General features: G+C 52.2%; 20 protein-coding genes and 1 pseudogene. 12 read left to right on the top strand and 9 right to left on the bottom strand.

Annotation, left to right across the window (positions count from 1 at the left end; genetic code table 11):
• Positions 1-55: 55 nt before the first annotated feature.
• Together EHT87_RS31875 and EHT87_RS21930 are read left to right on the top strand one after the other, a co-directional pair.
• Positions 56-325: pseudogene (locus tag EHT87_RS31875) on the top strand (hypothetical protein); the annotation flags it as partial.
• A 744-nt stretch (positions 326-1,069) separates the two neighbouring features.
• Positions 1,070-4,315: a hybrid sensor histidine kinase/response regulator transcription factor gene (locus tag EHT87_RS21930; protein WP_229321243.1), complete on the top strand. Its 3,246-nt coding sequence runs from the start codon at positions 1,070-1,072 to the stop codon at positions 4,313-4,315.
• A gap of 11 nt (positions 4,316-4,326) precedes the next feature.
• On the opposite strand, the gene EHT87_RS21925 is transcribed toward EHT87_RS21930, so the two are convergent.
• The 5 genes from EHT87_RS21925 to EHT87_RS21905 form a co-directional block, all read right to left on the bottom strand.
• Positions 4,327-5,094, bottom strand: coding sequence for a LytR/AlgR family response regulator transcription factor (locus EHT87_RS21925; protein ID WP_124908785.1), 768 nt, complete (start codon positions 5,092-5,094; stop codon positions 4,327-4,329).
• Between the two features lie 4 nt (positions 5,095-5,098).
• The gene (locus EHT87_RS21920; RefSeq protein WP_221622051.1) at positions 5,099-5,365 is read right to left on the bottom strand and encodes a hypothetical protein; all 267 of its coding nucleotides are present in this window, start codon (positions 5,363-5,365) and stop codon (positions 5,099-5,101) included.
• Positions 5,362-6,528 (bottom strand): sensor histidine kinase, encoded by a 1,167-nt coding sequence (locus tag EHT87_RS21915; protein WP_124908784.1) that lies wholly within the window; start codon positions 6,526-6,528, stop codon positions 5,362-5,364. The genes EHT87_RS21920 and EHT87_RS21915 overlap by 4 nt, the downstream gene beginning before the upstream one ends.
• A 21-nt stretch (positions 6,529-6,549) precedes the next feature.
• Entirely contained in the window at positions 6,550-7,194 is a 645-nt protein-coding gene (locus EHT87_RS21910) for a hypothetical protein (RefSeq protein ID WP_124908783.1), read from the bottom strand.
• A 66-nt stretch (positions 7,195-7,260) separates the two neighbouring features.
• Positions 7,261-9,423, bottom strand: a complete 2,163-nt coding sequence (locus tag EHT87_RS21905) for a TonB-dependent receptor (protein ID WP_124908782.1) — start codon at positions 9,421-9,423, stop codon at positions 7,261-7,263.
• Between the two features lie 596 nt (positions 9,424-10,019).
• On the opposite strand from EHT87_RS21905, the gene EHT87_RS21900 reads away from it, so the two are divergent.
• On the top strand, positions 10,020-13,463 hold the full coding sequence (locus EHT87_RS21900) for a SusC/RagA family TonB-linked outer membrane protein (protein ID WP_124908781.1): 3,444 nt from the start codon (positions 10,020-10,022) through the stop codon (positions 13,461-13,463).
• Between the two features lie 18 nt (positions 13,464-13,481).
• The gene (locus EHT87_RS21895) at positions 13,482-15,044 is read left to right on the top strand and encodes a SusD/RagB family nutrient-binding outer membrane lipoprotein (RefSeq protein WP_124908780.1); all 1,563 of its coding nucleotides are present in this window, start codon (positions 13,482-13,484) and stop codon (positions 15,042-15,044) included.
• Between the two features lie 94 nt (positions 15,045-15,138).
• On the opposite strand, the gene EHT87_RS21890 is transcribed toward EHT87_RS21895, so the two are convergent.
• Positions 15,139-15,645 (bottom strand): DUF2939 domain-containing protein, encoded by a 507-nt coding sequence (locus tag EHT87_RS21890; protein WP_124908779.1) that lies wholly within the window; start codon positions 15,643-15,645, stop codon positions 15,139-15,141.
• A 214-nt stretch (positions 15,646-15,859) separates the two neighbouring features.
• Here EHT87_RS21890 and EHT87_RS21885 point away from each other — a divergent pair, with 214 nt between their 5' ends.
• On the top strand, positions 15,860-16,066 hold the full coding sequence (locus tag EHT87_RS21885; RefSeq protein WP_124908778.1) for a hypothetical protein: 207 nt from the start codon (positions 15,860-15,862) through the stop codon (positions 16,064-16,066).
• A 711-nt stretch (positions 16,067-16,777) separates the two neighbouring features.
• On the opposite strand, the gene EHT87_RS21875 is transcribed toward EHT87_RS21885, so the two are convergent.
• On the bottom strand, positions 16,778-17,380 hold the full coding sequence (locus EHT87_RS21875; protein ID WP_124908777.1) for a 3-keto-disaccharide hydrolase: 603 nt from the start codon (positions 17,378-17,380) through the stop codon (positions 16,778-16,780).
• A 177-nt stretch (positions 17,381-17,557) separates the two neighbouring features.
• On the opposite strand from EHT87_RS21875, the gene EHT87_RS21870 reads away from it, so the two are divergent.
• The 3 genes from EHT87_RS21870 (at position 17,558) to EHT87_RS21860 (ending at position 20,604) form a co-directional block, all read left to right on the top strand.
• Positions 17,558-18,538: a fasciclin domain-containing protein gene (locus tag EHT87_RS21870; RefSeq protein WP_124908776.1), complete on the top strand. Its 981-nt coding sequence runs from the start codon at positions 17,558-17,560 to the stop codon at positions 18,536-18,538.
• 12 nt (positions 18,539-18,550) lie between these two features.
• A complete protein-coding gene (locus tag EHT87_RS21865; protein ID WP_124908775.1) occupies positions 18,551-19,609 on the top strand; it encodes an MBL fold metallo-hydrolase in 1,059 nt (352 codons plus the stop codon).
• An 86-nt stretch (positions 19,610-19,695) separates the two neighbouring features.
• Positions 19,696-20,604, top strand: coding sequence for an FKBP-type peptidyl-prolyl cis-trans isomerase (locus EHT87_RS21860; RefSeq protein WP_124908774.1), 909 nt, complete (start codon positions 19,696-19,698; stop codon positions 20,602-20,604).
• A 72-nt stretch (positions 20,605-20,676) separates the two neighbouring features.
• Here EHT87_RS21860 and EHT87_RS21855 read toward each other — a convergent pair whose 3' ends face one another.
• Positions 20,677-21,498, bottom strand: a complete 822-nt coding sequence (locus tag EHT87_RS21855; protein ID WP_310587569.1) for a class I SAM-dependent methyltransferase — start codon at positions 21,496-21,498, stop codon at positions 20,677-20,679.
• A gap of 199 nt (positions 21,499-21,697) precedes the next feature.
• Between EHT87_RS21855 and trxA the strand changes: the two genes are divergently transcribed.
• On the top strand, positions 21,698-22,024 hold the full coding sequence (gene trxA / locus EHT87_RS21850) for a thioredoxin (RefSeq protein ID WP_124908909.1): 327 nt from the start codon (positions 21,698-21,700) through the stop codon (positions 22,022-22,024).
• Here the strand turns inward: trxA and EHT87_RS21845 are convergent.
• Positions 22,014-22,904, bottom strand: coding sequence for a DMT family transporter (locus EHT87_RS21845; protein WP_124908772.1), 891 nt, complete (start codon positions 22,902-22,904; stop codon positions 22,014-22,016). The genes trxA and EHT87_RS21845 overlap by 11 nt on opposite strands.
• 73 nt (positions 22,905-22,977) lie before the next feature.
• On the opposite strand from EHT87_RS21845, the gene EHT87_RS21840 reads away from it, so the two are divergent.
• From EHT87_RS21840 to EHT87_RS21830, 3 genes are all read left to right on the top strand, one after another.
• The gene (locus tag EHT87_RS21840) at positions 22,978-24,408 is read left to right on the top strand and encodes a glycoside hydrolase family 30 protein (protein ID WP_124908908.1); all 1,431 of its coding nucleotides are present in this window, start codon (positions 22,978-22,980) and stop codon (positions 24,406-24,408) included.
• A 218-nt stretch (positions 24,409-24,626) separates the two neighbouring features.
• Complete coding sequence (locus EHT87_RS21835; protein ID WP_124908771.1) at positions 24,627-25,427, top strand: SMP-30/gluconolactonase/LRE family protein; 801 nt, start codon at positions 24,627-24,629, stop codon at positions 25,425-25,427.
• Between the two features lie 144 nt (positions 25,428-25,571).
• Positions 25,572-26,174: an RNA polymerase sigma factor gene (locus tag EHT87_RS21830; RefSeq protein ID WP_124908770.1), complete on the top strand. Its 603-nt coding sequence runs from the start codon at positions 25,572-25,574 to the stop codon at positions 26,172-26,174.
• The last annotated feature ends 12 nt before the right edge of the window (positions 26,175-26,186 follow it).

Raw genomic sequence — 26,186 nt, 5'->3', positions numbered from 1 at the left:
AAGAACCGGCAGAAAAACATGACAATCCTGCCAAAATACTGGGACAATCCTGCCAATGGGAGCAAAACAGCGTGTTTGGGAAGGTTTTTTCCTATCAAAAAAGATGGCAAGGACCGAAATCGGGAAAAGCGGACAAAAAAGAATTCCGACGAGTTGGTATCATCTACCTGTCTATTTTCTATTGATAGGGGGGGTCTTTGGGCTAACGCCCACCCGCGCAGATACCCCTTACATCGTAAAAGTACAGCATTATTCCATCGGCGAAGGCTTGCCGAATCGGGGCGTGTTAACCATCGGCCAGGATCAGCAGGGATTTATCTGGATCGGTACGTTAAGCAATGCCTTTCGGTTTGATAACTATACGTTTAAGTCTCTTCCGTATAGCCAGCGTTGTATGCCAAAGGAAAATGAACAATATCTGGCAGTTCCATCTATTCAGACCGATTCAGAGGGGAATCTCTGGCTTATAAAAAATGGAATGGGAGCCCGAAGTCATCTTGCCATACTTCCTCATGGACAATCAGAATTTGTATCGTTCGAACAACTTTTTAAACGCCCACCACCATTTGATTTTTCCAATTCTGATTTACAATTTAAGTTTTATAAGTCTCCCCGGCCTGGCGATCCTATACTATTCCTTACTGTTGACGGTTCGATGTGGTTTTACGAAGGTAAGGGAAACTTCAAACAGCTTTATCGGCACCCCAACCGAACCCAGCCTAAAAGCGTCTTCATTTCTCCCACAGGAAACTTTTTATTGACGTATACCCAACCAAAAAATCCGAATCAGAACGAACTGATTGAATTTACAAGAAAAGGCCAGGTTCACCGACGACAGCTTATTCCGGCTTATCTGACCATTACTTCTGTTGATTCTCTGGGTTCGATCTATCTATCTTCTTTTTTCCTTCCTAAAGAGATGCCTCTATCTTCTCCCCGGTTATCACGAAACCAGGTTGAGAACCTTTTATATCGGCTTGATCTGACAGGGGAATTGCACAATATACCGGTTACCTGGTCAAACAGCCCCTTTCCAGACCCGGTAAATTATTCTTTTGCAAATACCAGAATGGTTTACGACGCAACGCATGGATTATTCTGGTTTATGGGCCCCAATGTACTTTTTGCCTGGCGTCCGAGAGATGGTATCGTATTCAATCTGGCCAGCACCGGTTTTCCGGTTGCCAGTTTGATCGGGTTTAACCACTTATTTGTTGACAAAACCGGAGCCGTCTGGGTCAGCACACAGAACGGCTTTTTACTGTTGACGCTCGAACGCAACCAGTTTCAGCGATTGCTTTACTCCCCGGAAAATGAAGTTACTCTCAAGTTTAGCACCCGAGGCATCGTCAAAGCAGGCAACTGGCTCTGGGTGAATACGCAAAATGGGAGTCGCCTGATTGATCTGAAGACAGGAAATACGCGTAAACCTCAGAATTTTGTACCAGCGGTTCTGCACACAGCCGCCATTCTGGGCTATGATAACAGGATATGGACTACATCAGGGGATATGCTCACTCAAATTGATCTTCAGACGCAAACCGCCCGCAACTTCAGCCTGAATAAATATTACATGGATTGCTGGGCTCTCTGGCAGGACAGGCGGCACAATTTCTGGCTGGGCTACGACGATGGAATTGTCTATTTTGACCTTCAGAAGCAGAAGGCTCAACTTTTTACCCGATACAATCGATACCCGGAACTAGGCCGCAACCGGATCCACGGTTTTTTTCCCGATCCAAAAACGGGTGGTATCTGGGTAGCTGCTTCGACAGGATTATATCTGCTCGACCCCCTGCGCGGAATTATAGCCCGCTACAGCACAAAAGATGCCCCTCCCAATCATCTACCCGCTGACCAAATTTCGTTTGTTCATCCCGACCGCACCCAACCAGGAATATACTGGCTGGCGTCCCGCCTGGGGGGGCTGATCCGGTGGGAACGCTCTACTGGAAAATGGCAGCATTTTACCCAACAGCAAGGGTTATCCAACGAAGGGCTTTACTCCATTCACGAAGACCAGCACGACCGACTTTGGCTGCCAAGTAATTATGGGTTGATGCGCTTCAACAAATACTCGCATCAGGTTCAGAATTATCTGCCCAAAGACGGCATTGCCCACGAGGAATTCAACCTGATGTCCTACTTTCAGAGTGCTGATGGGCAGCTTTTCCTAGGTGGACTTAACGGCATTACTAAGCTTTGGCCGGATAAAGAATTAACGGAAAAACCCATCATCGTGCCACTTCTGGTGACCCAATACGAACAACTAAATGCCAATACCGGTCGACAATCGGATCATCTTCCGGAGTTCCATGCCCATCAGCAGATTACCATCCCCCCTAAGAACCGCTCTTTTTCCCTTTCTTTTGCACTGCTCGATTACCGTTATGGACGGCAGTTCCGGTTATGGTACCGCATCGTCGGTTGGCAAAATTATTGGACGTCCCAACTCCAGCGGGATCTGTCGATCAACGGGCTGCCACCCGGCCAGTATCAGCTACAGGTGCGGGCGCAAAATCCCAATGGACAGTGGGTATCGAAAACGCTCACGATTCCGATTACGGTATTAGCCCCCTTTTATCGTCAGACCTGGTTTATACTATGTGGTGCTCTGGTCTTACTGACGATCATCGTTAGCGTTTTCCGATGGAGAAGCCGGCGTTTACTGCGGGAAACCAAACGGCTGGAAGAGGAAGTGGCCCGCCGAACGGCGCAAATTGAAAGCGACAAAGCCGTTATTCAGCAGCAAGCCACAGATCTTCAGGCCAGTGCCACGCTGAAAGCCCGGTTTTTTGCCAATGTGTCGCACGAATTCCGAACACCGCTCACTTTGTTGCTGGGCCCGCTGGCCTATCTGTCGAAGCTGAATTCCGAACCGGTTACGGCCCGGTTATTAGCCAGCATGGACCGCAACGCCCGCCAATTGCTGGCGATGGTCAGCGACCTGCTCGATCTTTCCAAACTGGATGTCAACCCGATGCAGCTGGCCGAACAGCCCACCGATTTAAGCGCGCTGATCAACCAGACGTCCGCTTCCTTTGCGCCCCAGGCCGATTACAACGAAATCCATCTGACCGTTATGGGCGCAGCAAAACCGGTCTGGCTTTCGCTGGATGGGGCCAAGATGGAGACGGTTTTGAAAAATCTGCTGGCTAACGCCCTGCATTTTACACCGGCCGGAGGAGCGATCACCGTTAACCTGCATGAACCCACGGACTGGGTCCGGATCGAGGTGAGCGACACCGGCAGCGGGATTCACGCGGATGATCTGCCCCATATTTTTGAGCGGTATTATCAATCGCAGCGGCCCGATGCTCCGCTGCGCGGTGGCACCGGCATCGGTCTGGCGTTGTCCCAGGAGTATTGTAAACTCTGGGGCGGGGAGCTAACGGTTAGGAGCCAGCCCGGAAAAGGCAGCACGTTTTCCTTTACGTATCCCTACCAACCCGTAGCTGCTCCCGAAACTGCTCCGGCACCGGAAACCAAACGCCACGAACCCGTTTTGGCCGAAACCCGGAAAGTCTGTGACGAGCGGTCTTCCAGGGTGTTGCTGGTGGAAGACAATACGGATATGGCGGATTATCTGGTCACTATTCTGGATCCTTACCATCACCTCCACGTCGCCCGCAACGGACGGGAAGCGTGGCAGTGGCTGAGTACCTTGCCCCCAGCAGAACTGCCCAAGCTGGTGATTACCGATCTGATGATGCCGGATATGGACGGGCTCGCGCTGGTCAACCAGATTCGCCAGCAACCGACCGTGCGCGATATTCCGGTCCTGATGCTCACCGCCCGAACCAGCCTGGACGTCAAGCTTCAGGCCCTCCGGCTGGGCGTTGCCGATTACGTCACCAAACCGTTTGATCAGGATGAACTGCTCACCCGCATCGACAATCTGCTCGAACGTTCGCAGGAGCGAATCGCCTGGCGGCAACAACTGCCGGGGGAGGTCGCGGCTTCGTTGACGGCTCCGATGGACGATGAATGGTTGCAGCAGATCGAGCAGTTGATCCTGAAAAACCTGACCAACACCCAGTTTCAGGTTCACTCGATTGCCGACGCCGTTCACAGCAGCGAACGACAGTTATACCGGCGGCTCAAAAAACTGACCGGTTTTTCGCCCAACCAGTTTGTGCAGGAAATAAAGCTCCAAACCGCGCGGGAATGGCTGGAAAACCAGCAGCATACGACGGTCAAAGAAGTTTGTTATGCCGTTGGTTTTCAGGATCCGGTTTATTTCTCCCGGCTGTTTCTGCAACGCTTCGGCCGGTATCCGGCCACGTTTCTCCGCACAGCGGAAGTTTCCTCCTGACAAAATCGGCCTTACAACTCCATGAGGTTTTTCAGATTTTCGTGATAACTGCTGCCCGTCATCAGTTGGGTGGCTTTCTGATCCCGCATGATGATGACGTATTTTCCGTTGAAATGCCGCTGAATTTCCCGAATATGGCGGGAATTCAGGAGCGTTGACCGGCTGATGCGGGTGAAGGTATCCGGTAATTTTTCTTCCAGCGTCGTAATCGTATGATTTGTCAGAAACTGCTGCCCGTCGACCGTATGCAGAAGGACGTATTTGTCTTCGGCTTCAAAATAGGCAATGTTCGCCAGCGGAATCAGCAAAATGCGGTCGCCGGTTTTGACGGAAATCGAGTGCAGTTCTTTTTTGGGCTTCAACATCTCCAGAACGTACCGTAAGTCCGGGCTCGAACCGGTCGGTGCCGAATGCGACTTGCGGATGCGCTCTACGGTTTTTTCCAGCCGCTCGGCTTCGATGGGCTTGAGGAGGTAGTCGATGGAGTTTTCTTCAAAGGCCCGGACGGCATAATCATCGTAGGCCGTTGCAAAGACGACAATCGGCAGATACGGTAGCCTTGCCAGCATTTCAAACCCGTTCAGCCCCGGCATTTCAATATCTAGGAAAATCAGATCCGGTTCCAGGGCTTCCACGGCTTTGAGCCCTTCCAGGCCGTTGATCGCTTCACCGACAATGGCGAAGGTATCGTCGTATCGGCCCAATAAACGCCGGAGCCGGTTGATGGCCAGCGGTTCATCGTCTACCAGCAGTGTTCGGAGCGGAAAGTTCGTTGCCATTCGTTCAGGCTTTAAATTTCAACGTGGACGGACCCGGTTTTCGGCGTCCCGGCGAAGCGGTATTCTTGTCCTGAAAACCGGTCAGTTTCTTGAACCAGTGGCCTTTCCACAGCCAGAAACCGGACAGGATGACGAGCGGCACAATACCGGCTTTCACCATGAAAGCCGCTTCGGGAATTTGGGATACCGGGCCGTAAATATAGCCGATGATGGGAATGCTGGCGATGATGTGAATCCAGCGGATCAGTTTGCGTTCAGTAGCAGCTTTCATCGTTCAATGGGTCGGGTTTCAGTAGACAGCGCTGGCTGAATCACGTCGGGCGGGGTCGTCAGCCGTTCTTTTTTAATCTGGACAACCACTTCTTTAAACGGTTTATTTTCGACCAGCAACCGCGCATCGTTGCCATACAGCAATTTCAGTTTATCCTGAATACTTTGCAGTCCGTAGCCCGCCACGAGTTCTTCCGGAAAAGCGGGTCCGTTGTCGTGAATCCGGCAACTGAGCCAGCCGTCTTCCTCCGTAATCCGGAGAAGGATGGCCCCCGGCCCGGCCGCCTTCGAAATACCGTGCTTGATGGCATTTTCGACCAGCGGCTGCAACAGAAATTGCGGAATCTGCACGTCCTTCAAAGCCGGGTTCATCAGGTCGATGCGGTAGCTCAGCCGGTCGCCAAAGCGCACCTGCTCCACATCCAGATACGTCTGGACCATTTCCAGTTCGTCGACAATGCTGTTGAAATAGCGGTTTTTCAGCCCGGTCGTATACCGGAACAATTTCGATAGCAACACCACCATCCGTTCGGCGCGGTCGGGTTCGTCGTGCACAAGACTGGCAATGGAATTCAGGGCGTTATACAAAAAATGCGGGTTTATTTTGGCTTGCAGCGCTTCCAGCTCGGCGCGGGTTTTCAGCTGTTCCAGGTGCAAAAGCTGGTATTCCTGCTCGGTAATTTTGCGGGTATACGTGCGCGCCCGTTGCTGAAAATAGAAAAACAGATTTCCCACCACAATGGGACACAACAGGTAGAGCGCCGACGTATTATTGCCGCTATTGCGGTATAGGGCAATTTTGGACCTGTCAAAATAGTTGATCATAAACCCTCTCCACATCAGAAAATTCAGGAAGCCAACCACGACCAAAAAAATCAGCGACAGGATCAGGTGCTGCACCCAGGCGGATTGAAAGCGTTGCGCCACCAGGCCGAACAGCGAACAGATCACCAGTACACAAGCCGCATTGACCAGGTTACTGATACAGATCATCACCGTGATTCCGATGTATTCACCGGTCGGGTTCGCCAGTTCCAGGGTGAAATAAATGATCCCGCTCAGGCCGTAGACCAGCATGGCGCAGATGACAATCGAAATGAGCCAATCGCGCAGACTGCTCTGGAGAAACAACTTCCCGGATTTCAGGTTTTGGAACGAGCTCATCTGCGGTGATGGTTGCGGTTTTTACTTCCCACACTGACCCAGTAAATACTGATTCGTATCCACGCCCCAACTCGGGTGAATGGTCGATGCCGGTTTGAAGGTAGCAAATTTTTCGGCGGCTTGTTTCAGCACCGGGCAGGCCACGGCCTTTCCCCCGCCATACTGTTCGGGCGTATAAAACATCGATTGTCCCTGAAGGGCGTAAACGCGCGGGTTTTCGGGGTTTTTCAGTTTGGCTTTCCCTAAAGCGGCTTCAAATTCCGGCACATATTGCTGCCAGCGGTTTTCGGGATCGATGGCCAGCCGGGCATTGGCCAGTAGAGCTGCCAACACCATAGTCTCATCATTATCAGGCTGTTGCTGGGCCACTTTTTTATAAAACTCGTTAGCCTTGTCCAGCATCGCATCCCGTTTAGCCGCGTCCGTCTCTTTAATCGAAAGCAGCGCGTAGGTATAAGCCGCCCAATAACCGGGGAGCCATTCGGCGGTTTCGGCACCCGCAATGCGTTCAAACTGCCCGGCGGTTTGCTGCAATTCGGCGGCTGGCGTCATAAATTTCACCCTGGCAATGGCGTCTTCCATCGCTTTGGTATACTTCTCGTTTTGCGCGTGAGCGCTGGCGAAAACCGCCAGTGCCAGAGTCAGACAAATGATTGCTTTTTTCATGATTTTGAATGGTTAAACTAGTGAATAATGGTTGAAACGTACCCACGGACCGCCGGTCGGCCCCGTTTAGTTACTAATCAATTCAGGATCAATTGATTTTCGCGTTAAATTTAACACCGCTCCGACAAAGAAAAACCGGTAGAACGGCGGCACCACGGCAAACTTCTGACTGCCGTCGGGCGTGTAGCGATAGCCGTAGCTATTTTTTGTCCCCAGCACGTTTTCCGCCGATGCGTAGAGCACCAGAAACTGGCGCGGCAGGATTTTGACGTAACTCATGTTCACGCTCAGGTTGCTGTACGGACGGGTTTTGTCGCCCAGAAACACAGTGCTGCCCGGATTGTAATACGACCGGCCACTGGCGAGCGAATAGGTTGCGCCGGTGTTGATGCCCAAAGCCGGGATGCGCTTCTTGAAAACGAGATTCAGCGTGTGCGTGGCCGCGAAAGTCGGCATGGCTTTGGCCGGGTAGTTTCGGAAAAGCCGCCTGGTATCCAGAAACGAGTACGAAACCCAGTAGTCCACATTTTTCATCGACTGCTTATCGCGCCAGAACACATCGAATCCCTGCGCGTAGCCAAACCCCGTATTGTTCGTTCGGCTGGTGGGAAACCGATAGACATTCGGATCGTAAATGCCATTGGTATTCTCCCGCACCAGATTCCGGTAGTCTTTGTAAAACGTTTCGACCCGGAACGTGCGGTTATCGCGAATGCGCTGATAGTTCAGAATCAGGTGATTGGCCTGCTCGAACCGGAGCTTCGGATTGGTTAGCAGATACGTCTGGTCGGGCGTCTGGTAAAACTGGCCGGCCGCCAGCGAGACTTGCCCGTAGGAATCGGTTTTGTAGGCCATCGACAAGCGGGGCGACGCGTTCGCCCGGCCAATCACCGACGCCCGCTCCCCGCGCAAACCCGCCCGAACGGCTAATTTCCGGGTAAAAAAGACTTCGGTTTCGACAAAAACCGCCGAGTACCAATCCGTCAGCGAGCCGCCCCAAACGCCGTAGCGGTTTTGGTACGTATACCGATGGAGTTCGGCACCGGTCAGCAGCGAAACCTGGTCACCCAGCGAGCGGGTCAAAACCACCCGCCCCTGCATCCGTTGTTCCCGCGTCTGCGCCTGAACCGTGTCGATGCCCAGCTGGTCGCGGTTGTAATTATAGCTTACGCCCGTCTGCAAACCCCAGCGACCCTCGTCCCAGGTAGTTTGGAAGGTGGTCATCGACAACGCGTTCCGGTTTTGGACGGTGAAGGGCGAGGGCCGGAAGTCGCCGGTAAAATTCCGAAACTCGATGGCCTGGCGGCTGGCCGACACGTCGGTGTAGTGTTTCAGCAACCCGCGTTTGCCGATGGGCTGGGTCAGAATGATCGACGTTCCGCCCGATTCCGGCGCGTGAATCCAGTTGATGTTCGATTTCAGGACGTTAAAGAGCGGATTCAGGTTGTTGTAATTCATGGAAAACGTAATCCGCTCTTTTTTGAAAGCCGACAGGCTGATCCCGGCGGCATTGAATCCCACACTCACCCCGTCGTTATCCTCGGCCCGGTCTTTGGTGTTCAGCGACAAAACCGACGAAAGCGCCTGCCCATACTGCGCCGAATAACCGCCCGTACTGAAAGCTGTTCCCTTGAACAAATACGGCGAAAACCGGCTCCGTTGCGCCACATCCGGACTGCCACTCGTAAACGGATTCTGAACCGCCAGACCGTCGATGATCGTGCGGGTTTCGGAAGCCGCCCCGCCCCGGACGAACAAACCGGTCTGGTCGCCAACGCGCTGGGCACCGGGCAGCAGTTGCATCACCGCCGGAATGTCGGCTCCACCGCTGGCGGTCGTCACAATGTCGAGGGGTTTCAAAACCGTCTGGCGCTTTTCGTCGCTGGCTTCAAAGGCACCCGCCGTGATGACAACGGTATTGAGCATGGTGGCGGTTTCCCGGAGCCTGGCGGTAAACTGAACCGTCGGCTGGTCGAGTTTGATCGTTTGCTGAAGCGGTTCGTAGCCCATAAAACTGACCGCGATGGTTGCCGTGTCTTTCTGATTAGTCCGGAAGCTGAAAGCGCCGTTGGCATCGGTATTGACACCGTCGTAGGAGCCTTTGATAAAAATGTTCGCACCGGGCAGCCCATTGCCTTTGCGGTCGGTAACCTGGCCGGTCAGTGTGGTTTGCGCCCGTAGCAGGGAGGGAAAAAGCAGGACGCCATAGATCAGTAAGTGTTGTTTCATGTCGGATCACTTCGAATGCTGATTCAAAGCTATCCGGGCCGGTGCCGGAACCGAAGCGGTTTCCGACAAATACCCGTTTCTGCGGAATAAACCGGGGTAATGGGCGGATGATTACTCGGCGTTACTAATTTAAAAATTTTAAAAAATCCCGTCCATTTATCGGCTTTACACCATATATTATTTCATATTTATAAAAATAGGCCAAAAATAATTTCACCAAAAAGAGTATTGGCTAATGGTTACTGCATCCTTACTTCAAATCTACCATAGGATACGGTATTCGGCCCGGGTTCATGGTTTCCGGTAGTTGACGTGGTGATCGGTCTCGCCAGTTCCGGCAGGAAAGGACACCGTAGCGACGGCCGGGCGTAAACCAAAAACCGAATACCGTAAATCAACCAAACGAACGCTCAATTTTGCGAAAAACCTACTGACGCCTATGAATAAAATTCATTACTGACCGCTCAGGAAAGCCGGCAATGACAACCCGTTACCGGCCTGTTGATCCCCTGGATTTTTACGCTCATTTCGCTACATCGCTACATCTGATGGATCGGGAATTATTACGCCGAATTTTAACCGACAAGACCAAGAATATGTCAAGAATCGTACAATTTCATCCTGCTTTACAGGCCCTTATGCGCGTTGCCCTGTATCAAGCACTCCTGTCTCTATTCATCGCCATTACTCCGCTGGCCTACGCCCATGACGTGCAAAGCCAGAAAGTACTGGAACAAAAAGTAACCTTGCAGTTGACCAATGTCGATGTTGAAAAAGCCCTGGACAAGATTGAAAAAGTGACGAAAGTCAAATTCATGTATAATCCCCAGGTTTTCGGCACTCAGAAATACACGTTCCGGTTTCAGGATGAGGCCCTGTCGAACGTACTGGAAAAAATACTGACTCCCCACAAGGTGGTTTATGAGGTGGTGCAGGACCGGATCATCCTGAAACGCGTTCAGACTCCGCTGGAAGTAGCTCCGGTCAGTCCCAAAGAAGCGCCCAAACGCAACGTGAGCGGAAAAGTGACGGACGAAAACGGCGCCGGACTCCCCGGTGTCAGCATCCTGGTGAAAGGTACCCAGCGCGGAACGTCTTCCGATGCCGAAGGGCAATACAAGCTGGAAATACCGGATCAGGACGTTCAGACCGCCGTCCTGATTTTCAGCTTCGTAGGTTATACGTCCAAGGAAGTACTGGTGGGCAACCAGACGACACTCTCCGTCAAAATGGACCCGGAAGCCAAGTCGCTGAATGAGGTGGTGGTGACCGCCCTCGGGATTGCGCGGGAGAAAAAAGCACTGGCTTATTCGGTGTCGGAAGTAAAAGGCAGCGAGTTCACCCAGGCCCGCGAAAACAACGTAGCCAACGCCCTGACGGGTAAAATTGCCGGTGTGAACGCAACCGGTATGGCCACCGGCCCCGGCGGTTCCAGCCGGATTATTATTCGGGGAAATGGCTCGCTCAATGGCAACAACCAGCCTTTGTACGTGATCAACGGGATGCCGATGGACAACAGCACACCCGGCGGTACGGCCCCGGACGGCAACGGGATGAACGTCGACCGCGGTGACGGGATCGGCGGGATCAACCCCGACGATATCGAGTCCATCAGCGTATTGAAGGGCGGCCCCGCTGCGGCTCTTTACGGTGCCCGGGCGTCTAACGGTGTGATTCTGATCACGACCAAAAAAGGCCGTGGGCAAAAGGGCATCGGGGTTGAAATCAACAGCAACACGACGTTTGAAGACATTGCGGTTATTCCCAACTGGCAGTATGAGTTCGGACAGGGGCTGGATGGCAAAAAACCGACGACCCTGACCGAAGCCAAAAGTACGGGACGCCTTTCGTACGGTGCCCGTATGGACGGCCAGCCTACCATTCAGGTCGACGGCCAGATGCACCCGTATTCGCCCCAGAAAGATAACCTGAAAAACTTCTACCGGACGGGCAGCAATTACATCAACTCCGTGGCTTTTACCGGTGGCAATGAATCCGTTAACTTCCGTTTGGGCCTGAACAACACCAGTTCAAACAGCATCGTACCAAATTCTTCGTTTACCCGAAAAATTGCCAATCTTAACCTGAACGCCTTTTTGGGCAAGAAACTGAGCATTGAAACCGTATTTCAGTACAATTTTGAAGAAGGCACCAACCGGCCGAAAGTGGGGTATGCTGATATGAACCCGCACTGGGCTACGTACCTCATTGCCAACGTGGTCGATATTCGCAGCCTGGCTCCGGGCTATGATCCGGCGACGGGCAAAGAAATCGAGTGGAATCCGGTACCGGCGGCACCAAACCCGTACTTTGTCATCAACAAGTTCAAAAATGACGATACCAAACACCGGTTCCTGAGTCAGGGAAGCATCCGATACGACATTCTGCACAATCTATACCTGAAAGGCAGTGTCAGCCAGGATTACTACAGCTTCCAGTCGGAATACGTACAGCCAACCAACAATGCCTACCAGCCGCTGGGGACCTACGAAGCCCGCAAAACGACATCGTCGGAAACCAACGGTATGCTGACGCTGAACTACAATACCACCTTTTTCAAGGATCTGAGTTTTTCGGCCATGCTGGGTGCGAATGCGCAACGGAGCATTTATGACCAGACCGTGATTGCGGGCAGCGAATTTACGGTGCCCTACTTCTACAGCTATACCAACCTGGCAGCCTCCACGACCACGCCAACCTATCTGAAGAGCGCCATCAACTCGGTATTTGGTTCGGTCGACTTTGGGTATAAAGGACTGGCGTACCTGACCGTATCGGGTCGGCAGGACTGGTTTTCGGTGCTGAATCCGAAGAGCAACAGCATTTTCTACCCGTCGGTGGGTGGGTCGCTGATTTTATCGGATGCCTTCCGGTTGCCAAAAGCCATCAGTTTTGCCAAGCTGCGGGCTTCCTGGGCGCAGGTGGGTGGTGCGACGGTCAATGCGTATCAGATTTATCAATATTACTCGATGCAGCAGGGTGGTCACAACGGCCGGCCGGTACAGGTGTTATCGTCATCGCAGGTGCCCAACCCGGACCTGAAACCGTTGACCTCTACCACGTATGAAGGCGGTATTGAGGCCAAATTCCTGAACAACCGGTTGGGAATCGACCTGACGCTGTATAACCGGAAAACAACGAACGACATCGTAACGTCCAACATTGCCCTTTCGTCGGGCTATACGTCCGCCCTGCTGAATGTGGGTGAACTGAGCAACAAAGGGATCGAGTTGCTGTTGACCGGAACGCCCGTCAGCAAGGGGGCTTTCGGCTGGGATGTCAGTTACAACATGGCCTACAACAAGAGCAAGATCGAGCGGCTGGCCGAAGGCATCAACGGCATCGATGTGGGCGCCGGTGTGGGTGGCGGACTCGTGCGCAACGTGCTCAACCGGCCCTACGGCACGGTTTGGGGATACCCCAAGAAAACCGATGCCAGCGGCAACGTGGTTTTCAATACCGCCAGTGGCTACGCGGTTCGGGGCGATCTGCAAGAAATCGGCCAGGGAACTCCGCCCCTGACGATGGGGATTACCAACAATTTCCGGTATAAAAACTTCTCGCTGAACTTCCTCATCGACGGCAAATTCGGCAGCATCGTTTACTCGAACCTCTACCAGTATGCCTACCGGTTCGGTCTGCCCCAGGAAACACTGCCGGGCCGTGAAACCGGTATAACCGTAACGGGCGTCACGCCGGAAGGGAATCCGTTTACCAAAACCTGGAAAAAGGAAGAGGTCGATACGTATTACGACAACGACAAGAATTACACAGCGATGTTCATGTTCAACAACGACTTCGTGAAGCTACGTCAGGTGGTGTTGAGTTACAACCTGCCCGTCAACAAGTTAGCGTTCCTGAAACTGCAATCGGCGTCGATTTCCTTCGTGGCGCGCAACCTGGCGATTCTTTACAAGGACAAAAAGAACCAGTATTTCGATCCAGAGTCGGGCTATACCAGCACCAACGCCCAGGGTCTGGAAGCCTTTGGCGTACCCAGAACGAGAAGTCTTGGGGTGAATTTAATGGTGAAATTCTAATACTATAACTTTCTGACGATGAAGAGTCTGATCCAAAAAATACTCTACGCAGCCCCGTTGTTCCTGCTGTTGTCTTCCTGCGACAAAGGTTTCGAGGAAATGAACGTGGACCCCAATAAATATTCCGAGGTGATCCCCGGTTATATGTTCACCAGAGCCCAGCTGGACGGTGTCAGCACCAACTTTACGGGCGCGGCTTACCTGACAATCGGGCAGTCGATGCAGCATTTTGCCACCTACAAGGAGGTTCCGGCTGCTGGTGACAAGTATTTCAATTACACGTATTCGACCGGCAGCTGGAATGCCTACGCCGGAACCGGGGCCGGGCAGGGTGCCATCATCTCCATCCGCCAGGTGATCGATGCGGTTTCGGCCAACCCGGCCGATGTCAACAAGCTCTCGGCGGCCCGGATCTGGAAAGCGTACATTTTCCACCGGCTGACGGATTTGTACGGCGACATTCCCTATTTCGACGCCGGGAAAGCCCTTTCCGATAAGAATTACGGTCCCAAATACGATACGCAGCAGGCCATTTATGCGGATATGCTGAAAGAGCTGGACGAATCCATCAAAGCCTTCGATGCGACCAAACCGACCTTCGGAACCGCCGACCTGATGTATAACGGGGATGTTGTCAAATGGAAAAAATTCGGCTATTCGCTGATGCTCCGTCTGGGTATGCGACTGACGCAGGTGGATGCGGCTCTGTCTAAAACCTGGGTCGAAAAAGCCATCGCCGGCGGGGTTATTCTGGACGATGCCGACCGGGCGGTGATTGCCTACGTCGACGGTTCGCAAACCGCCAGCCGGAACTTTATCGCCAACGGTTTGATCAGTACGGACTACATCACGCCCGGTGGCGACAACGTGGAGGGTGGCAAATTTGCCAAAACGCTGATCGATTACCTGAAAACCACCAAAGATCCGCGGCTGAACGTGATCTCGATTGTGTGGACCTCGCCAGATGGCAAAACGTTTACGGCCGACACCACCACGGCGCTGCAAAGCGGCATGCCCAACGCGGCTTTCAACAACCTGCCCGCCAATTTCAATTCGTTTTCCGAACCCAATCCGAATACGTTGCTCAAATACAGCGCTCCACTGATTGTTTTTGGCAATGCCGAAACGAATCTGCTGCTTGCCGAAGCCGCCGTACGGGGCTGGGCCAGCGGAACGACGGCTGCGGCCGCCTATGAGAATGCCGTAAAAGCCGGGATGCGGCAATGGTCGCTGTTTGGATCGGGTGGCACCATCTCCGATGCGAAGATTAACGCGTATCTGGCGCTCAATCCGTACAAAACCGGTGGAACGATGGCCCAGCAAATGGAGCAGATTCAAACCCAAAAATGGGTTTCTCTTTTCCTGGAAGATGAATACGAGATCTTCTCAAACTGGCGCCGTACCGGCTACCCGGTTCTGACCCCGACCAGTTATCCGGGCAACCTCACCGGCGGAAAAATTCCGACCCGGTTTGTGATTCCGGATTCGGAAGAAACCTACAACAAAACCAATTTTATCGAAGCACGGACCCGTCAGGGCGGCACCAATACGCTTTCCAGTATGGTTTGGTGGGATAAATAAGAATAAAATATTGTTCGAGAATGACAAAAAAGCACCGGGATTTTCCTGGTGCTTTTTTTGTGGATACGTCGGTGCGCACGGGATGTCATCCCCTTCAATCACCCGGCAAAATCACATTCGTGAGCTTCCAGTCGAACCAGTCACGCGTTAGCACAAAGCGAATATCGTGTCCCTGCTGATCGGGAACGTAGGCCGAAAATGTATCGAAGGAATTAAATCGAAAGCGAACGGTTCCGAACGGTTCGGTGGTTCCCCCGGTGGATTTCTTCAACGGGTTCACGCTTTGCCCCCGCATCATCGTTGCCAATCCGGCCGGTGTGACCATCTGATCGACGACCGCCCCCGCAAACAGTCCGGTCAACCCCGCAGCGATGGTGGCAGCGGGATCGTTTCGCTTGTGCTGAATGGCGTTCACCGCCCGGGCGTTGAGCTGGTCTTTCAGGTTCTGGCGCAACCGGGCAAAGTCCACATGGTCCGCAATTCTGGCGGCATCCTTCGCCTTCACGCTTTTTTTGAGCTGATAAACCGTATAGTAAGGCCCCACCCAGATGATGCCCAAGACAGCCAGGACGGCAAGGGCGATGTAATGACGCGGTTTCATGGTCGATTATTTTTCCAAAAAGCTACGACAACCGCCCTATTACAAAAAGGGATGATCCATAAACGGCTTTCCGGTAACCTGATCGGTCGAGGGTCTTGATCATAAATGATTCTGGAACATAACCTTCATCAGGGTCGTCCTGTTTTGATCCCTTGATTCATTCGGCCTAGCCCAAACAAGATTTTTCGTTATTTTTGTATAAAAAAGATTTAAAATGACAACAGACGTGCACTATCAGACGGGAAAAATGGTCAAAGACCCTCGGACCATGACTCCCGAAGAGCGAAGCCTATGGCAAAAACAATGCACGGAAAATGCGCGGGAATACCTCTTTTCCATCGGGCAACCGCTGGTCTATAAACGTCCGGACGGCCATGTAGTTGCCGAACACAAAGACGGTCGTGTCCTGGTGATCCAATGACAATTTAACTGATTGCAGGTCCTCCCGGTATCGGCAAGAGTACCAATGCCAAGGAATTAATCCCGGCAGGCGTACCCATAATTTATCAGGATCTGGCGGCTTATCAATATAAAAAACAAGGCTTCACCGATTATCAAGATATTGCTTCCCTGACAACCAATCAAAAAATACGGGATTTTCTCTTTAAAAAGGACGACTTTGCCCTGGAGCTAAATTTAGGTTTCTCCTCCCATTATGCATTTCTAAAGTCGATTGCGAACTTCGACCGGTCAAACCAGATTAACTTGGTACTGTTTTTCACGGATGATCTGGAACTGTGTATTAATCGTGCGAAAGCTCGGTATTTGAATGGTGGTCACGAAGTCAGACAGGAGGTAATTGAAGAAATGTACACCAATACTTTCCCACTTTTTGAGGAGAATAAAAACCTGTTCCATCAGGTGAGACTTGTCGATGTTACCTATTCCATGATAACTGAACTGATGGCAGATAGTAAGCCATTGCCGAAATGGGTTGTACAGAATACGATGTTATCGTATCTGTGAACTAACTTTTGTAGAACTATTTCTTTTAGCCCAGGCGACAAAATTATCCTGTTTGACAGACGATCCTGGCCGAACCGTCACGACGGATGCGGACTTTTATGGGCTTTAAGGCTTTCAAAATCGCGTTGCCAAGCCCGAATAGCCAGTGGCAACGCGATTTTTTATTTTACAATGGCTTCAATTCCAGGTTTTTCCAGCGGACTTTAATACCGCCCCCGTCGTGGATTTGCAGCGCGACTCCACCTTCGCCTTTGCCAATTTTTTCATCTTTCAGATCCACCATCGGCTGGCCGTTGAGCCACGTCTGGACCCGGTCACCCTCGGCGCGGATGCGCAGTTTGTTCCATTGCTCAGCCTTCAGAATCGTTTCTTTCTCATCGGGAATCTGAACGAGCCAGCCGCGGCCGTAGGATTCGTAAATACCGCCGGTATCGTGGTTCGGTGGGGCCACTTCAACCTGCCAGCCGCTCACTTTCGTTCCTTCCACCGTCGAACGGATAAAAACGCCACTGTTGCCGTTGGCTTCCTGCTTAAACTCGACCGTCAGGTCAAAATTTTTGTAGAACTTGTCCGTTGCCAGATACCCGTATCCCTTGTCGGGGCCACTCTCGCAGATTAATTCACCGTCAGCAACATACCATTTTTCAGTACCGTAGATTTTCCAGCCCGTCAAATCTTTGCCGTTGAAAAGACGGATTTTTTTAGTAGGTGCCATAAAACCGACGGCAACCGTAACCAGGAGAACCAACACGAGCAATTTTTCTTTCATGGGTTTATCAAAAAAGTAAGTTTAACAAAGGATTTGGTAGTTTTGTAAAGTAGTTGTTACCAGTCCGTTCCTGTCAATACATAAATAACCGAATTCGTTTTGATCAGTACCGGCATAAAGATAGCAAGCCAAAACGTCTGTCCGACCTGATGCTGTACTTAATCTTATAAACTTTACATGAAAAAAAACCTTTTTGCCTCATTCCACACCCGCACGCTGATGGCAGCGGTTTTAGCTGTTCTTTGTACGTTTACAACCAGTTGTGACAATTCCGAGGAAGATGCTCCCGCCCAGCCGAAAACCGTTGCCGATATTGTGGTTGAAAGCAGCGACTTCACCATTCTGGAAGCGGCCATGCGGCAGGCTGGGCAACTCGATGCCTTCAAGAATCCGAATCTGACGGTTTTTGCCCCGAACGATGCCGCTTTTAGAGCTTCCGGTGTTACCGATGCCACGTCGCTTACGGCCTTGAGCAAGGAGCAGTTGACCGGTATTTTACAGTACCACGTTTTGAAAGCGGCAGTGGCTTCATCCGGTTTTCCAATGGAAAAAAACAAGCCCGTCCAAACGTCTTTAAGTATTAATAACCAGGCGGTTGTTGCTTACGTCACCAACGGTTCCGGCGGTTTATTTATCAATGGAGCCAAGGTCATTACGCCCGATGTTCAGGCAGCCAACGGGGTTATTCACGTCATTGATCATATTCTGTTGCCACCACCGACGGGCAGCGGAGGAAGTCTGGTGGGCGTTGTTCAGGCCGACACCAGTCTGTCGTTGCTGGGCGTTGCTGCCCTGCGAATCGCCACCCTTAATCCGGCCCTGGCGGCCGTTTTGACCGGCACCCAGCCTTACACCACTTTTGCGCCCACCAACAGTGCGTTTCGGGCGTTGAAACTGGGCACCGCCGATACGATCAACAAGGTCCCGGTGGCTAAACTGACGGCTATTCTGGCCAACCACGTCGTATCGGGTCGCCTGTTTTCGAATGATTTGACCACGGGCGATGTGACGGCTTATAGCACCGGCAAACTGACCGTGAATTCGGGCAGCACCGTAACGGTAAAAAGCAGCGGTATCGCTTCGCCCGCCACCGTCACCCGCGCCAATATGACGGCCACCAACGGGGTGGTTCATAAGATCGACAAGGTGCTGTTATAACGCTGTCACCTTATGCTCCCTAAAATTTTGCTCGGATTACTGATTTTTGTTGTCTTTGCCATCGTGGTCATCCTGACGATTGGGTACCTGATTTCCGCACCTGCTTACAAAGGTCCGGTTACGGACCATTTCGACGGTACGACGTTTCATAACTACAACGGTGTAAAAGCAAAAGGATTGAAGGAAGCACTCCAGTGGATGCTTTCGAGCCGGGATAAAAAGCCGTGGGGTGCCTTTCACAACGAACCGCCCGGCCCTCCCCCACCCGCCCGCGTGGCGGGCGATTCGATTCGGGTTACGTTTGTCAATCACTCGACGGTTTTGCTGCAATTCGATAGCCTGAACGTGATGACGGACCCGGTTTGGTACGAACGAACCAGTCCTTTTCAGTGGGCTGGCCCGGCGCGCAATCGCCCGCCCGGGATTCGATTCGACGATATTCCCAAAATTGACATCCTGCTGTTGAGCCACAATCATTGGGATCACCTTGATATTGAAACCGTTAAGAAGCTGTGTCAGCGTGATCAGCCGCGCGTGTATTGCCCTTTGGGGGTAAAAGCCTTTCTGGAAAATGAAGGCTGCGGAAATGTTACCGAAATGGACTGGAATGGCTCACTGGCCTACAACGACCGCACCACGATTCATTGCATGCCGGCCCAGCATTTCTCCGGACGCGGGATGTTCGACCGCGACGCCACGCTCTGGTGCGGTTTTCTCATCGATAACGAGGTGGCCGGAAAAGTGTATTTTGTCGGTGATACCGGCTACGGATCGTTTTTTAAGAAGATTGGAGAAAAATTTGGTCCCATCCGGCTTTCACTGGTTCCGATTGGAGCCTTCCGGCCAACCTGGTTTATGTCGCCCATTCACTGTTCGCCCGCCCAGGCGGTCAAGATCCACGACGATATTCAATCGCAACAGAGCGTGGCCATTCACTTTGGCACCTTCCCGCTGGCCGATGATGGCGAGACTGAACCTGTGGAGGAACTGCAAAAGGCTCTCAAAACCAAACCGCAACTGATGGACCGTTTTTGGACCTTACGGGAAGGCGAAGGCCGGTTGGTGCCTTAAATTTTGTCATCGGTTGCAACGCTTTTTCAAAAGGTGGGGTCATTGGTACAGTTACACCTTATCAATTCTATCTATTTATTGCGAGCATGAATTCAAAACATTTAAGGGCCTTTATTGCCTTATTTCTGGTGGTCGGTTTGGCTTCCTGTATGAATAATAACCTCACCGATGAAAGTCTGGGCAAGGCGGCAGAAAACGATCAGCAAATCAAAAACTACCTCACTGCCAATCAGTTGCAGGACAAGGTGAAGACCACCGCTTCGGGACTCTACTACATTCTTTCGGGCAGCCCGACCTCAACCAGAACGGCAACGCCGGGCGATGAACTGGAGTTCAGATATACCTTGTCTTATATTGACCCGGCCAGCGGCAAAGCCATTGTGGTCGACAGTACCAACCGTACCAAATCCGCTTACATTCCTTTCCTGTCGCGCGTGGTTGTGGCCGGCCTGGAGGAAGGTTTCCAACTGATGCAGGAAGGGCAGAGTGCGCAGTTTTTTATGACGTCCAACCTCGCCTTTGGTAACGATGACACCCGGGCCAATTTACCGAAATACAGTGCCGTTATCTTCGATGTTAAGTTAATACGCTCACGCACGGAAATACAGCAGATGGACGATTATGCGGCCCTTAAAAAGCTGCCCGCTCCGGATACTACCACCGCCAATAATGTTCGGGTATATCGGCTTACGAAAGGAACGGGTGCCCGTGTAAACATTAACCAGACTGTAACCGTTGCTTATACCGCTAATCTACTGCGGGGTACTACACCTTTTGATAAAAGTGACTCATTGACGCTGAAACCTAATTCCGGGCAATACATAGTTGGTTTCAGCGAAGGCATTACCAAACTGAACGTGGGGGATAAAGCGTTGCTGGTTTTCCCATCCGCAGTTGGTTATGGCGCTCAAGGTAGTTCGGATTCCAAAGGGTATTACGTCGTAACGCCCTATTCACCATTGGCGTTTGAAATAACCGTTCGATCAGCCAAATAAACCGCTTTCCATTTTCGACGGCTGACGCACGAATAAGAATGCGTCAGCTGTCGAAAACGGTAAACCGCAGCATTATCCGTTCTTTTTAGCCTCTACTGCCAATAGATACAACTGCATGGATTCGCCGGTTGTGGCAATCCACTCCGAGTAGGTTTCGATGGCGGCCGTCCGTTCTTCTTCCGAAATGTACCCGTCTTGCACCAACTGAGGTCCGCGGAGCCGGGCCACTTCCGACCAGATCTGGCTTTCCTCCGCAAACGTCGGGTCGCTTTTCCGGCTGATTTCAAACTGCGGTTCAATCGTTATTTTTTCGAAGCCAATTTGCAGGAACTGGTCTTTCAAATGATCAGCGATGGCATTGTCGAAACCCGCTTCCTGTCGCCATTTGAGAAACGCCCCGTAAAATTTCTTCATGGCTTCGGGCGGTTCGGGTGTCCATTCGATCTTTTCGTGATTATAGTCCAGTATGGCCAGAAAACCGCCCGGTTTTACCAGCTTCTCCAGCCTGACCAGCGCTTCCTGGGGCTGAGCAAGCCATTGCAACACCCGGGCGCAGGTCACCACATCAAATTGTTCGGAAGATTCAAAGCTGTAAATATCCGCCTGCCGGAACTCCAGTTGCGGTAATTCGCCGGAATGCTGCCGGGCCTGATCAATCAGGTTAGCGCTGGGATCAATCCCCAGAACACGCCCCTGAGCACCAACCCGCTCGGCAATGCCCCGCGTGATGGCTCCGGAACCACACCCCACATCCAGCACCGACAGACCCGGTTTGAGGTGTTTCAACAAATTGCGGTTTGCATTTTCAACAGTTCTGCGATCCAGAACCGGATTGGCCGTTTTGGGCATAGCGGCCCGGTTGGTGGCGGTTTCGTTTGACATAGACCCGAAAATACGTGACGATCAAGGCAGTATACAAATAAACCCGTTAAATACAAGTTTATCGTTGATTAGCACCCTAAATTACCCCTATTTATAGCCATTCCGTGGTACGAGTATGAAAAGCTTCCGATTCAATTCTCACTCGATAAAACTTCCTGACGGCTCGCGTTGTTACCCTTTTGCCGGTGTCTATAGTGCCCGGCAACTGGCTATGAGCAACGCAGCAAACCCCACACAAAACGAATCATTCCACGATATTATCCGGGGCGACAAGCCCGTGCTGGTCGATTTTTACGCCGACTGGTGCGGACCTTGTAAGGTTCTGGCCCCAACGCTGAAACAACTGGCCGAACGAACCGGCGACAAACTGCGCATCATCAAGGTTGATGTCGATAAAAGCCGCTGGGCTTCAGGAACGTACCAGATTCAGAGCGTACCGACCATGATTCTATTTCACAAAGGTAAAGTGATCTGGCGGCAATCGGGTGTTTTACCGCTTCAGAAGCTGGAAGCGATGGTGCGGCCGGTTATTGGCTAGTCTCCACGGACCGCCGGGCGTCGCCCGGCGGTCCGTGGGTCCGTTTAAACGTGATGGCAATGCCCAGCAGAATGATGAGTCCGCCCAGCATCATTTGCAGCGTGATTTGTTCATCGATAAACAGCCAGGCTAAAAAGCCGGTCACGACGGCCTGACTCAACAGACTCAGCGAAACCCGTTGCGCATCGATTTTCCGAAGGGCGTGACTGACCGAAAACCAGCCTAAAAGCTGACAAATCAGGGCTTGAATGAGCAAAGAACCCCAGATACGGGGTTCAAATCCCGACAAAGGTTGGTCCAAAACCAGGCATACACTCAGCAGAAAAAGGCTGGAGACGGTCATGCTGCAAGCCATAAAATTCAGAACGGAGACCTTTTTTAGCACCGTTTTGCTCACCACAATGTAACCGGCATAAAACAACCCGGATAAAACACCCAGCAGAAAGGCTCTATCAACCTGCATCGTCAAAAAAGTCTCAGCACCCACCAGGAGGACAAGCCCCACGAGCGCGGTGGCCGTGCCAATCCAGAAGTACTTCGTCGGTTTGTCAGGGAAAAATAAAAACGTCCCGATGCCTACCCAAATGGGCGACAGGTTGGTGAGCAGACTGGCCTGCGTGGCGGTCGATCCCTGAATAGACAGGTTCCAGACGGCAATATCGGAGGCAAAAAATACTCCGCACACCACAATGGGTTTCCAGTAAAGCCCTGTTTTAGCTTGCCATTTTCTCCTGACTATCACATACGGCCAAAGCAGCATTGTGGCAATGCTCATGCGATAAAATGCATCGCTGATGCCGGAAATCGGCGTCGATCGGATCAAAACCGGGAAGATGCTGATGCACAGAATGCCGATGAATAAACTTAGGCGGGAAGACATAAACAAAGGTAGCCATCCGATTTGTTCTGCCAATGTCGGCACGACAAAAACCGCCCGAATCCCGAACGCAGCCATGAACGTCTTCAGCCTAAAAACCACGTTGATAAGCCTTGCCCTGTTGAGCCTGCTCTTCTTTTATACGGGCTGTCAGCGCAAAACCACCCTGCGGCAAGCGGCCGCAGACGTGGAATTCTGGCTCATCGATCCCGATCGGTCGGTGCTGTTTGAAAAGCAGAATACCGCCCTCAATTTTGGCAAGGCAACCGGCCAGCCGCCCACCATCGACGTAGACGAAACCCGGACGTTCCAATCCATCGACGGTTTTGGGTATACGCTGACGGGCGGCAGCGCCATGCTAATCAACCGGATGACGGCTTCCGGGCGTGCGGCTTTGCTCAAGGAATTATTTGCTACGGACGGCAAAAACATTGGCGTAAGTTACCTGCGGGTCAGCATTGGCGCTTCGGACCTGGACGATCGTGTTTTTTCGTACGATGATTTACCGGCCGGCCAGACGGACCCCGACCTAACGCAATTTAGCCTGGAACCGGATCGGCAGCATTTGATTCCGGTTTTGAAGCAAATTCTGGCGATCAATCCGAACCTGAAAATTCTGGGGTCGCCGTGGTCGCCACCAACCTGGATGAAAACCAACGGCAACTCGAAAGGAGGCCGTTTGAAACCGGAATTCTACGATGCTTACGCCCGGTATTTTGTGAAGTATATGCAGGGCATGAAAGCGGAAGGCATCCGGATCGATGCCATTACGATTCAGAACGAACCGCTGCATCCGGGAAATAATCCGAGCCTGCTGATGCAACCCGAAGAGCAGGCGGTTTTTATCAAAAAGAGCCTGGGGCCGGCTTTTAAAACCGCCGGCATCGACACCAAAATCATTTTGTACGACCACAATGCCGACCAGCCGGATTACCCCATCACCATCCTGAACGACCCGGAAGCCCGTTCCTACGTCGATGGTTCGGCTTTTCACCTGTATGGCGGTAACATTGAAGCCTTGTCGGAGGTCCATAAGGCTTATCCCGATAAGAGCCTTTATTTCACCGAGCAGTGGATCGGGGCACCCGGCAATCTGAAGGGCGATCTGGCCTGGCACGTTAAAAACCTGATTGTGGGTGCCCCCCGCAACTGGGCGCGCACGGTTTTGCAGTGGAATCTGGCGGCCGATCCGCAGCAAAAACCGCATACCATCGGCGGTTGCGACCGCTGTCTGGGCGCGCTGACGATCGACGGATCTACCGTTACCCGCAATCCGGCGTATTACATCATTGCCTCCGCGTCCAAATTCGTTCGGCCCGGTTCTGTCCGGATTGCGTCCAGTCTGGCCCCAAATCTGCCGAATGTGGCCTTCAAAACGCCGGATGGGCGCCGGGCGCTGATCGTTCTCAACGAGAATGCGGCTGCACAAACCTTCTTGGTTCGATCGCAGGGAAAGGTGATGACGGCGAGTTTACCGGCGGGGTCGGTGGGAACGTATGTCTGGTAGCTTATCCCTTCTGCCCCAAGGCCATTGACGTGTCCCGGACGTTGATTTTGTGCCGGAAAAATAGCTTCATCGTGTTGCTAATTTCCATAGTATCGACAAGGAAACCGCTTTCGGCGGAGCCTGTCAGGTATTTTTACGGGCTCTTTCCCCCCTTCTTTTAACCACAGAACCGGTTTTCGTGTTTAGCAGCTACATCATTCATCAACAGGCTTCTTTGCATGAAAAATATAACTATAATTGCCACCGGTTTGCAGTTTCCGGAAGGTCCGGCTTTCACCTCCGACGGAACGCTCTGGTGCGTTGAACAGGACGGCGCCAGTTTGTTCTGGCTGAAACCGGATGGAACAACAGGCCGGATTCAGGTGGGCATCGGCAGCCGCCCGAACGGACTGTATATCGACGATCTCGACCGGCTCTGGTTCTGCGACTCCGGTCAGCACGCCATTCGCTGCATCAATTACGCCGATCAGGAGCCCGAAACCATTGTCGATCACGTTGGCGAAGAACCGCTCGACTGGCCCAACGACCTGATTTTTGATCCAGAAGGCAATCTGATTTTTACCTGTCCGGGACCTTCCGAAGAAGACGAACCCGGTTTTGTCAGCGTGTGCTCGACGGTGGGTGAAGTCAAAAAAATCTCCGAAAAGCTATTTTACCCCAACGGCGTGGCTTTTTTGCCCAACGGCCGCACCTTACTCGTTTCCGAAACCCACCGCAAACGCATCTGGGCAGGGCGCTGGGACGCCGTCGGGCTCAACTGGATCAATCCGACGGTCTGGGCCGAAACCGGCCCCAACGGATTTGGTCCGGACGGATTGACGCTGGGGCCGGATAATCAGATTTACGTGGCCATCTACGGCGGCAGTTGCATTCAGGTTTATAAACCAACCGGCGTTTTGTCGGATACCATCAAACTTCCCGGCGAGAACCCCACCAACTGCGCGTTCGATCCCACCGGTCGGCTGGGACTTGTTGTAACCGAAGGCGAAAAAGGACAACTTCTTTCCATTCAGCTGTAAGCCGGATGCAGGCCAAATGCTCACAATTCGCAACGTATTGCACTTATTTCCGGTCTTGATACTAAAATGCCCGGCAATTTCGCTAATACTATAGTTACCAGGTTTACCCAATTGGTATCGGTAAGGATCTTTTGAATTACGTTTATGATTGAGGCTGCTTATACCGCACATCCTTCCGATGAACAGCTATGGCAACAGTTTAGGGAGGGAAACCGGCGTGCTTTTGAACAGATTATTACGCGCCATTATACGAGTTTGTTCCGTTTTGGCACCCGGTTTACCAAAGACATCGGGTTAATTGAGGATTGTCTGCACGATTTGTTCGTCTATATCTGGGAAAAACGGCAGTCGGTCGGCTCCACCGATTCCATTCGCAAATACCTCTTCAAATCGTTTCGGCATAAAATGCTGCTGGAGTTGCAGCGAGCCTACCGCCGGGGCTGGGTTTCGGAAGATGAAGCCGCCGAACTGGCACCGGAACAGAATTTTGAGGACACGCTTTTTTTTCTGGAAAACGAGCGACTGACTACCCATAAAATCAAGGAAGCCGTGAGCCATCTGCCGGTTCGTCAGCAGGAAGCGCTGTATCTGCGGTATTTCGAAGGGCTGGACATCGACCAGATTGCCCAGATTATGACGATTAACCGACAGTCGGTTTCCAACCATCTCCACAAAGCCCTCACCTTTCTGCGTGAACACTGGGAAGATTTCACCATTCCCCTGCTGATTTTGTGCCTTTCCCGGTAACCAGACCGGTTT

The sequence above is a fragment of the Larkinella knui genome, from assembly GCF_003858645.1.
Classification (GTDB): domain Bacteria; phylum Bacteroidota; class Bacteroidia; order Cytophagales; family Spirosomataceae; genus Larkinella; species Larkinella knui.
The sequence above is the reverse complement of the archived record's forward strand: the minus strand, read 5'-3'. Positions and strand labels throughout refer to the sequence as shown.